Origin of the sequence: Nonomuraea cypriaca (assembly GCF_015645445.1) — a bacterium.
GTDB classification, from domain to species: domain Bacteria; phylum Actinomycetota; class Actinomycetes; order Streptosporangiales; family Streptosporangiaceae; genus Nonomuraea; species Nonomuraea cypriaca.
The window spans coordinates 19,872-28,085 of sequence record NZ_JADOGI010000144.1 but is presented as its reverse complement, the minus strand read 5'-3'; the positions used below and the strand labels follow the sequence as shown (position 1 = coordinate 28,085).

The following is an 8,214-nucleotide window of genomic DNA, read 5'->3' as shown; positions in this document are numbered from 1 at the left end:
GGCGGGTGGCGCGGATGCGGGATGTGGCCGAGGCCGCCGGGGTGTCGACCAAGACCGTGTCCGAGGTGGTCAACGGCATCGGCCAGGTACGCGAGAGCACCCGCCGCCGCGTCATGGCCACCATCGAGGAGCTCGGCTACCAGCCGAACCCGGCCGCGCGGCGGCTCAACTCCGAGAGCACCGGCGTACTGACCCTGGCGTTGCCCCGGCTCGCGTCCGGCCTGCACGCCGCGCTGGCCGCCGCCGTCATCGAGGTCGCGGAGAGCGGCGGCAGGGTGGTGGCGCTGGAGCCGACCGGCGGCGACCCGGAACGCGAGCTGGAGATCCTGCGCAACGACTCAGGTGTGGCCGACGGCGCGATCCTGGCGCTGGTCGCCCTGGGCGAACAGGCGGGGGGCGCGGTCGCGGGTGCGCCGGTCGTGTTGCTCGGCACGCGACCGCTGCGGCTGCCGTTCGACCAGGTCGTGGCGGACAGCGCGGCGATGACGGAGTCGGCCGTGGCGCTGCTGCGCTCGCACGGGCGCGAACGCGTCGCCATCCTCGGCACCGAGGAACTGCTGAGCCCGCACCTGCCACCCGCCGGGGCCGCCGGGGCCGCCGAGGCCGCGAAGGCAGGGCTGCGGGTGGCCGCGAACGCCCTGACCCGCGCCGCCGGCTACGCCGCGGTGGATTCGCTCGCCGCCGGTGGCGTCCCGTTCGACGGGCTGGTCGCGCTGGGCGACGCTCTGGCGTTCGGCGCCCTGCACGCGTTGCGCGACCGCTCCCTCGCCGTGCCGGCGGACGTCGAGGTCATCGGCATCGGTCGTGCGGCCGAGTCCGCGTACTCATGGCCGAGCCTGTCGACCGTGGAGGCGGACGTGCGCGACATGGCCGAGCGCGCGCACGCCTGGCTGCTGGAGCGGATCGCCGGCGAAACCGGGCCGCCGCGCCACTACGACGTCCCGTTCACGGTCGTGGAACGCGAGTCCACACGCCCGACGGGCTGATCACCCCGCGAGATGAAGGAGGAACGCTCCCGCCCTCTTTGCAACGGTTACCGTAACCGATGCAAATCCCCCTGCGCCATCGGAGGTGCGATTGTCCACGCCCCGTCTACCCAAAGCCGCCCGCCGCGTCGTCCTGGCCAGCTTCATGGGCTCGGCCTTCGAGTGGTACGACTTCAGCCTCTACGGCACCACCGCGGCCCTCGTCTTCAACCAGGTGTTCTTCCCCGGCAGCGACGCCGCGGTCGGCTCCCTGCTCGCCCTGACCACGACTGCGGTGGGCTTCGTCACCCGCCCGGTCGGCGGCATCGTGTTCGGCCACTTCGGCGATCGCGTCGGCCGCAAGAAACTGCTCGTCCTGACCATGCTGATCATGGGCGTGCCGACCATCCTGATCGGCCTGCTGCCCGGCTACGCCACGCTCGGCCCTGCGGCGCCGGTGCTCCTGCTCATCATGCGCATGCTCCAGGGCATCGGCCTGGGCGGCGAGTACGCCGGCGCGGCGCTGGCCACGATCGAGTCGGTGCCGCAGGGGCGGCGCGGCTTCTTCGGCGCGATCCCACAGATCGGCAACCCGGCCGGTGGGATGCTCGGCAGCGTCGTCGTGCTGCTGTGCAACACCCTCACCTCGGACGAGCAGTACGCCGCGTGGGTGTGGCGGGTGCCGTTCCTGCTCAGCGGGATCCTGCTGGTGTACGCGATGGTGGTGCGCCTGCGACTGACCGAGACCGGCGACTTCGACCAGGCCAGGCGCGAGCGCAGGGTGGAGCGGGCCCCGCTGCTGGCCCTGGTCCGCCATCACTGGCGGCCGCTGCTGCTCGGCCTGGGCGCCCGCAGCGCCGACGCCGTGTCGGGCAACGTCGCCGGAGCTGTGGTGATCGCGTACACGGTGACGTACCTGCAGATGTCCAACGACATCAGCTTGATCAATAACATCCTGCCGAACGTGCTGTCGATCCCGCTGATGCTGTGGATGGGCCGTTTCGGTGACGTGATCGGCCGCAAACGGCTGTTCGTGTGGGGGCTGGTGGCCACGGCCGTGGCGACGTTCCCGCTGTTCGGGCTGATGGACACGAAGGCGCTGCCCCTCATGGTGCTGGGCATCACGCTCTTCAAGCTCTGCAACAGCACGCAGTTCGCCGTCCAGAGCGCGTTCCTCGCCGACGTGTTCCCCACGGAGGTGCGCTACACCGCGGTGTCGTGCGTGTACCAGATCAGCTCGATCATCGGCGGCCTGACGCCGCCGGCCGCCGCGGCGATCCTCATCGCCTCGCACGGCAACCCCTGGCCGCTCGCCGCGGCGATCTTCGGGGTCTGCGCGCTCAGCGCGCTCTGCGCCGCCGCCATGCGCCCCCAGACGGAGGCCGGGAGCCCGGTTTACCATGCACAAGGAGTGAGATGAAGTACGCACGTCCCGACGTCGTCATCGTCCTGACCGACCAGCATCGGGCCGACGCGTGCGCGCGGGAGGGGTTCCCGCTCGACACGACGCCGTTCCTGGACTCGCTGGCCGGGGAGGGGGTGTGGTTCGACAAGGCGTACACGACGTCGCCGCTGTGCTGCCCGGCGCGGACCAGCCTCATGACCGGGCGCTTCCCGAGCGCGCACCGGGTGACGCAGAACCCCGCCGCCGGCCGGGCGGTCTTCGACGACGACCTGTTCGGGGTCGCGCGGGCGGCCGGGTACGCGACCGCGCTCATCGGCAAGAACCACACCTACCTGCGGGCGGCGGACGCCGACCGCTTCAGCGACTACATGCACGGCGGTCGCGCGGCCGGCTCGTCGGATCCGGTGGAGGCGGAGTTCGAGAGCTGGCTGACCGGTCTGCGGCACCGGACGGCTGAGCGGGCGACGGACTTCCCCGTCGAGGTGCAGAACCCGTACCGCATCGTGGACGAGACCCTGGCCTGGGTCGCGTCCGTGCCGGAGGACCAGCCGCTGCTGGCGGTCGTGTCCTTTCCCGAGCCGCACAATCCGTACCAGGTGCCTGAGCCGTACTTCTCGATGTTCCCGCCGGAGTCGCTGCCGCCCGTGCGTGCCGGCGCGGACACGCTGGAGGAGCTGCCGTTCGCGTGGCGGTACCTGCGGCGGCTCGGCGAGCGCGCCTTCGAGGACTACGCGCAGCTCATCGACCGGTCCAGGGCCAACTACTTCGGCATGCTGCGCCTGATCGACGACCAGGTGCGGCGGCTGCACGACGGGCTCGAACGCCGGCACGCGCGCCGCGAGCGGGTCCTCGCGGTGACGGCCGACCACGGCGACTACGTCGGCGAGTACGGCCTGGTGCGCAAGGGCGCGGAGATCTCGAACATCCTCGCCCGGATCCCCCTGGTGGTGACCGGCGACCGGGTGCCGCCAGGGGGATCCGGGCAGCCCACCGCATCCCCTGCGTCCACCGCGTCCGCCGCGCATGTCTCGCTTGCCGATCTCATGCCGACCGTCTGCGAGGCGATCGGTCTGCCCCTGCCGGCGGGCGTGCAGGGCCGCAGCCTGTGGCCGCTGCTCACCGGGGAGCCGTACCCGGCCGCGGAGTTCGCCGGTGTGTACGTGGAGCAGGGCATGGGCGGCCTGCCGTACGAGCAGGAGGACGTGCCGTCGCCGATGCCGGGCCTGTTCCTCGACGGCCCCGGCGGCGCCGCCCGCTTCGACGAGTTGAACGCCGTCACCCAGGGCGGCCGCCGGCGTATGGTCCGCAGCGGCGACTGGACCCTGCACGCCGGGGTCACCGGTGACTTCCGCCTGCACGACCTTCGCTCCGACCCGCTGGAGCTGGTGAACCGCTGGGCGGATCCGTCGGCCGCGGAGGCGCGGACGGCGCTGCTGGCACAGCTCGCCGTCTGGCAGATGCGGGCCGAGGACCCACTGCCGGAGGTGCCCGGCGGCTACCGGACGAAGCGCGATCCGCGCAACTACCTGGCCCCGTACGCGCAGCCCGCGCCCTGATCGGAATTCCAGCATCCGGACATTCATGACGATTGTCACATCATGGGATGAATAGGACTAAAGGTGATGTGTGCCGAGTTAACCCCGATGTAACACAAAAACCACGCTAGTCGTCTGGAGCCACCAGCGCAGCGTGTGTGTCAAGGGGGCACATCATCATGAACAACATCACCAGGCGTCTGGCCACCGCGGCCGCCACCCTGGCCGTCACGGGCGGCGTGGTCTTCGCCGCCACCGGAGCCGCCTCGGCGGCCACGACTGAGCGTGCCGGCCAAGTGGCAACCGTCGCGATCAGCCATCAGGCGGCGCAGAACATCTCTGCTGCCCGGCGTTGGGATGGCGAGCGGTGGTGGTACCGCTACAGCGGCCGAGACGACTGGTACACCTCTGGCAACGGGGCGCGCTACCGGTTCGACGGGCACCGCCTCTACCGGTGGAATGACCACAAGTGGAAGGTCGTGTCGGCCTCCTACGCCTGGCATCACCATCTCGGTGGCAAGGATCTGCGCGGTGACGCTCACCGTCCGCACCACCGCGGTGACCACGGCTACGGCCACGACCACGGTCATGGCGACCATCACGACCACGGCAAGGGTCACTCCAGGCACGGCGACTGAGCCGAGAACCGCCGGCACGGAGGTCCTGTGGCCTCCGTACCGGAGGATCGTCGTGCTGGACTGAGCCCTCCAGCGTGACACCGGCCGCCCGGCGCGGCCCGCGCATCCCGCGCGGGGCCCGCTTCGGACGGTCTCTCCTGGCTCACCGTGTAACCGACCACGTGGGGGCGGCCGGTTACACGGTGAGCGGGCTCATCCATCGACCCGGACACGCCATTGCCGGGCCCTTCCGGGTTCCTCGGCCTTCGGCCAGGGTCGGTTCCACCTCGGTCCTGAAGCGCTCACCCTGGTGAGCGGCCGGCGCGTAGGCGGGGTCTGCCCGGTGACGGGTCGCGATGACCGCGGCGACCTGCTCGGCGCGTCGCGACCAGGACAGCGGCGGCGCGTGGGGCTGGTCGATCTGCTCGAGGATCTCGGACCCGGCGGTCTACTTTCCGGTGGCGGTGCGGTCGAGCCAGTCGCGGTAGCGGATCTGGCCGAGGGTGGCGCCGTCACCGGGCACCAGCGTCCGCTCGCCAGGCACACTGCCGAAGTAACGCGCCTGCGGGTCGGTGACCACCTCGCGCGGGTCGCCCCAGGCCGCGAGCGCGTCGCGGAAGAACTCGTCCATCCGGGACTGCTCGGGCCCGGCCACCTCGACCCGGCCGTTCAGCGGCGTCCCCACGGCGACCCGGCCGACCGCCTGGGCGACATCGTCGCCCGCGATGGGCTGGAAGCGTACGGGCGCGATCCGCACCTTGCCTTCGTTCGTGGCCTCGTCCGCGATGCCGCGAACGAACTCGAAGAACTGCGTCGCGTGCACGAGCGAGAACGGAATCGACGACTTCTCGATCAGCTTTTCCTGGGCGATCTTCGCCGCGAAGTAGCCGTTCTCCGGCATCCGCTCGGTGCCCACGATCGACACCGCGACGTGGTGACCGACACCCGCCGCCGTCTCCGCCGCCAGCAGATTGCGGGTGGAGGTCTCGAAGAACTCCAGCACCGCGGCCCTCTCGAACGACGGGGAGTTCGACACGTCGACCACCACCTGCGCGCCCGCCAGCACCTCGGCGAGCCCCTCGCCGGTGAGAGTGTTCACGCCGGTCTTCGGCGACGCCGCCACCGCCTCGTGACCGTGCTCCGTCAGCTTCGCCACCAGCTTCGACCCGATCAGACCGGTCCCACCGATTACCACGATCTTCATGTCAACCCCTCCTGCCCGCCGGGGCACCTGCTGCCAACCGGTCGCCAGCTAAGACAGGACAGCCTCCAGACTTGTGACAGCCGTCGCGAAATTCTTCTCGGACGCTGATCAACGATCAAGGTCTGGACGGCATCCCGTGAGACCGCCAGGCGGGGCCCTCGCTCGAGAAGGCCCTCATGATGCTTGTGGTGGCTCGCCGCGAGCTGTTGCACTTTTCACCCCGTAGCGGGGGGCGACCTTCTGGCGGTTGCCCTTGGAGTAGGTACGCGCCTTCTTCTTCGGATCCAGCTCGAACCGCTCGACCAACTCGTCGCGGCGTCTGTCGTCGAGCCCGCCCCGCAGCCGGCCGAGCACGTCGATGACCTCGCCGCCGGTGAGGTTGGGCCACAGCTCCACGTCGCCAGGCACGTAGGCGAGCCGCCGGTGCAACGCGACGGCGTCGGCCCAGGGGTCGCCGCCCAGTAACCTGGCGCTGCCGGAGGTGGCCCGCATCAGACCCAGCAGGATGCGGATGGTGGTGCTCTTTCCCGCGCCGTTGGGGCCGAGGAAGCCGTGCACCTCTCCGGTGCCCACGGTGAGATCGAGCCCGTCGAGGGCGCGAGCGGGCCCGAACGCCTTGACGAGCCCGGAAGTGACTATGGCAGGGGTCATGGGTTTCTCCGAAATCTTTTCGAGCATGGCGAGGAGTCGACCCGCGATCTCATCGACTGAGCGGACCGACTATCCGCGCGTCGAATTCGCGGTCAGGGAGGGACCTCTTGAGGTCGAGGAGGGCTTCGGCGTGCAGGCCCATGACGTAGCGGGTTTCCGGCCGGTCCGACTCGATGGCCTTCCTGATCGCCGTCGCGACGACGCCGGGGTCGGAGGCCTGGTCGCTCTCGCTCACCGACACCTCGGCCGCGCGTGCCATGGCCTCGGCCATCTCCCGGTAGGCCCCGTTTCCCGAGATCTCTCTCAGCTGCCGGGCGGTCCCGGCCTCGAAATCGGTCCTGATGATGCCGGGCTGGACGACGACGACGTCGATGCCGAACTGTCCGGTCTCCATTCGGAGGGTGTCGGAGAACGCCTCCAGGGCGTGTTTGGAGGCGTAGTACCAGGCTCCGAGCGGCAGGGCGATCTCGCCCGCGATCGAGGACACGTTGACGATCGTGCCAGAGCGCCGCTGTCGCATCCCCGGCAGGACCAGCTGGATCAGCCGGGCCGGTGCGAGCAGGTTGATCTCGAACTCGTCGCGCGCCATCGCCAGGGGCGTGTCCCCGACCGCGCCGTGGAGCACGGTCCCCGCGTTGTTCACCAGGACGTCGATCCGCTGGTGTTCGTTCAGGACGGTACGGACGGCCCGCCGGCGATCTTCTTCCTTGGTCGCGTCCATCGGCAGGGTGTGACCACCCGCTTCGCGGATCGCGGCCATTCTGTGCTCCCGCCGCGCGGCGCCGTACACGATGTGGCCGCCGCGCAGGAGCTCGAGTGCGGTGGCGTGGCCGATGCCGGATGAGGCGCCGGTTACGAGGCATATCTTGGCAGCCATGCCAGGGTCTCCTTGAGGAACGCCGGGTCGGCGGAAGGACGTGGCCGATCGTTCACACACAGAGAAAGCTACGAGCGTGTTCAAGGAATCGGCAAACTGTGAACGGTATCGCCGCAGTTCAGGCAGTGTTGATTGGCGCAACAACCTTGCTGGCAAACGCAACAACCGTCTGCCTTGTGTCGCAACCAACCACGTTCGCCGACATACTTTGCATGACGGGAGGGGTGAGATGCCGGGAGGCCACCTGACGTACGTCGACCACCGCAAGATCGCCGAAGGGCTGGCGGAAGGGCTCGCCTATGCGGAGATCGCCCGCCGCCTGGGGCGGCCCAGGTCGACCATCGGCCGCGAGATCGCCCGCAACGGCGGCCCGTACGGCTACCGCGCCGCCCGCGCGCAGCAGGCGACGGAATGGCGCGCCCGGCGCCGGCCCAAGCCGCCACTGAGCAGCCCGGCCATCGTGGACGCCGGCGGGCGTGACCCTCAGGCGGTGCGGGAATACGAGCAGAAACTCACCGGCCTGATGTCAGGGGGCTGGCCGCCGATGGCGGCCAAGGTGCTGATCTGCCTGCTCACCAGCGACAGCGGCGACATGACCGTCGCCGAGCTGGTCGAGCGGCTGCGGGTCAGCCCGGCGTCGATCTCCAAAGCCGTCGGCGCGCTCGACCAACTGGAGCTCGTCAAACGCGAACGTGACAACCGGCGTGAGCGGTACCGCATCGACGACGACGTCTGGTACCAGGCGTGGTTGGTGGGCACCCGGTCGATGATGCTGTGGGCCGATTCCGTTCGGGAAGGAGTCGAGGTCCTCGGCGCGGGAACCCCGGCCGGCACCCGGCTCCGGACCGCGAGCCGGTTCTTCCAGCTCCTCAGCTCCGACATGGCCCAAGCCGCCGAACACTACCGGCAGACCTTCTCCAGCGCCGGGGACGACACGCGCTGACCGCGCCGAAAGCGGAT

The 8,214-nt window shown here is 70.1% G+C and carries 7 protein-coding genes and 1 pseudogene; 5 read left to right on the top strand and 3 right to left on the bottom strand.

The window, feature by feature from the left end; translation table 11 throughout:
- The 4 genes from ITP53_RS36195 to ITP53_RS36180 form a co-directional block, all read left to right on the top strand.
- Positions 1 to 986, top strand: a 986-nt coding sequence (locus ITP53_RS36195; protein ID WP_207756906.1) for a LacI family DNA-binding transcriptional regulator, incomplete at its 5' end; no start/stop codon positions are given.
- A 91-nt stretch (positions 987 to 1,077) separates the two neighbouring features.
- Positions 1,078 to 2,385 (top strand): MFS transporter, encoded by a 1,308-nt coding sequence (locus ITP53_RS36190; RefSeq protein WP_195899967.1) that lies wholly within the window; start codon positions 1,078 to 1,080, stop codon positions 2,383 to 2,385.
- Positions 2,382 to 3,926, top strand: a complete 1,545-nt coding sequence (locus ITP53_RS36185) for a sulfatase-like hydrolase/transferase (RefSeq protein WP_195899966.1) — start codon at positions 2,382 to 2,384, stop codon at positions 3,924 to 3,926. Before ITP53_RS36190 ends, ITP53_RS36185 begins: the two co-directional genes overlap by 4 nt.
- 158 nt (positions 3,927 to 4,084) lie before the next feature.
- Complete coding sequence (locus ITP53_RS36180; RefSeq protein WP_195899965.1) at positions 4,085 to 4,543, top strand: hypothetical protein; 459 nt, start codon at positions 4,085 to 4,087, stop codon at positions 4,541 to 4,543.
- Between the two features lie 427 nt (positions 4,544 to 4,970).
- Here ITP53_RS36180 and ITP53_RS36175 read toward each other — a convergent pair whose 3' ends face one another.
- The 3 genes and pseudogenes from ITP53_RS36175 to ITP53_RS36165 form a co-directional block, all read right to left on the bottom strand.
- Entirely contained in the window at positions 4,971 to 5,726 is a 756-nt protein-coding gene (locus tag ITP53_RS36175) for an SDR family oxidoreductase (RefSeq protein WP_195899964.1), read from the bottom strand.
- A gap of 231 nt (positions 5,727 to 5,957) precedes the next feature.
- A pseudogene (locus ITP53_RS36170) lies at positions 5,958 to 6,377 on the bottom strand (ATP-binding cassette domain-containing protein); the annotation flags it as partial.
- 49 nt (positions 6,378 to 6,426) lie between these two features.
- Positions 6,427 to 7,254, bottom strand: coding sequence for an oxidoreductase (locus tag ITP53_RS36165; protein WP_195899963.1), 828 nt, complete (start codon positions 7,252 to 7,254; stop codon positions 6,427 to 6,429).
- 229 nt (positions 7,255 to 7,483) lie between these two features.
- On the opposite strand from ITP53_RS36165, the gene ITP53_RS61390 reads away from it, so the two are divergent.
- Entirely contained in the window at positions 7,484 to 8,197 is a 714-nt protein-coding gene (locus ITP53_RS61390) for a GbsR/MarR family transcriptional regulator (RefSeq protein WP_195899962.1), read from the top strand.
- Positions 8,198 to 8,214 lie beyond the last annotated feature (17 nt).

What these genes read in the sequence shown, in the direction of transcription:
- ITP53_RS36175 (WP_195899964.1), bottom strand. Translation starts at nt 5,726, where the DNA reads ATGAAGATCGTGGTAATCGGTGGGACCGGTCTGATCGGGTCGAAGCTG.
- ITP53_RS61390 (WP_195899962.1), top strand. Translation starts at nt 7,484, where the DNA reads ATGCCGGGAGGCCACCTGACGTACGTCGACCACCGCAAGATCGCCGAA.
- ITP53_RS36185 (WP_195899966.1), top strand. Translation starts at nt 2,382, where the DNA reads ATGAAGTACGCACGTCCCGACGTCGTCATCGTCCTGACCGACCAGCAT.
- ITP53_RS36165 (WP_195899963.1), bottom strand. Translation starts at nt 7,254, where the DNA reads ATGGCTGCCAAGATATGCCTCGTAACCGGCGCCTCATCCGGCATCGGC.
- ITP53_RS36180 (WP_195899965.1), top strand. Translation starts at nt 4,085, where the DNA reads ATGAACAACATCACCAGGCGTCTGGCCACCGCGGCCGCCACCCTGGCC.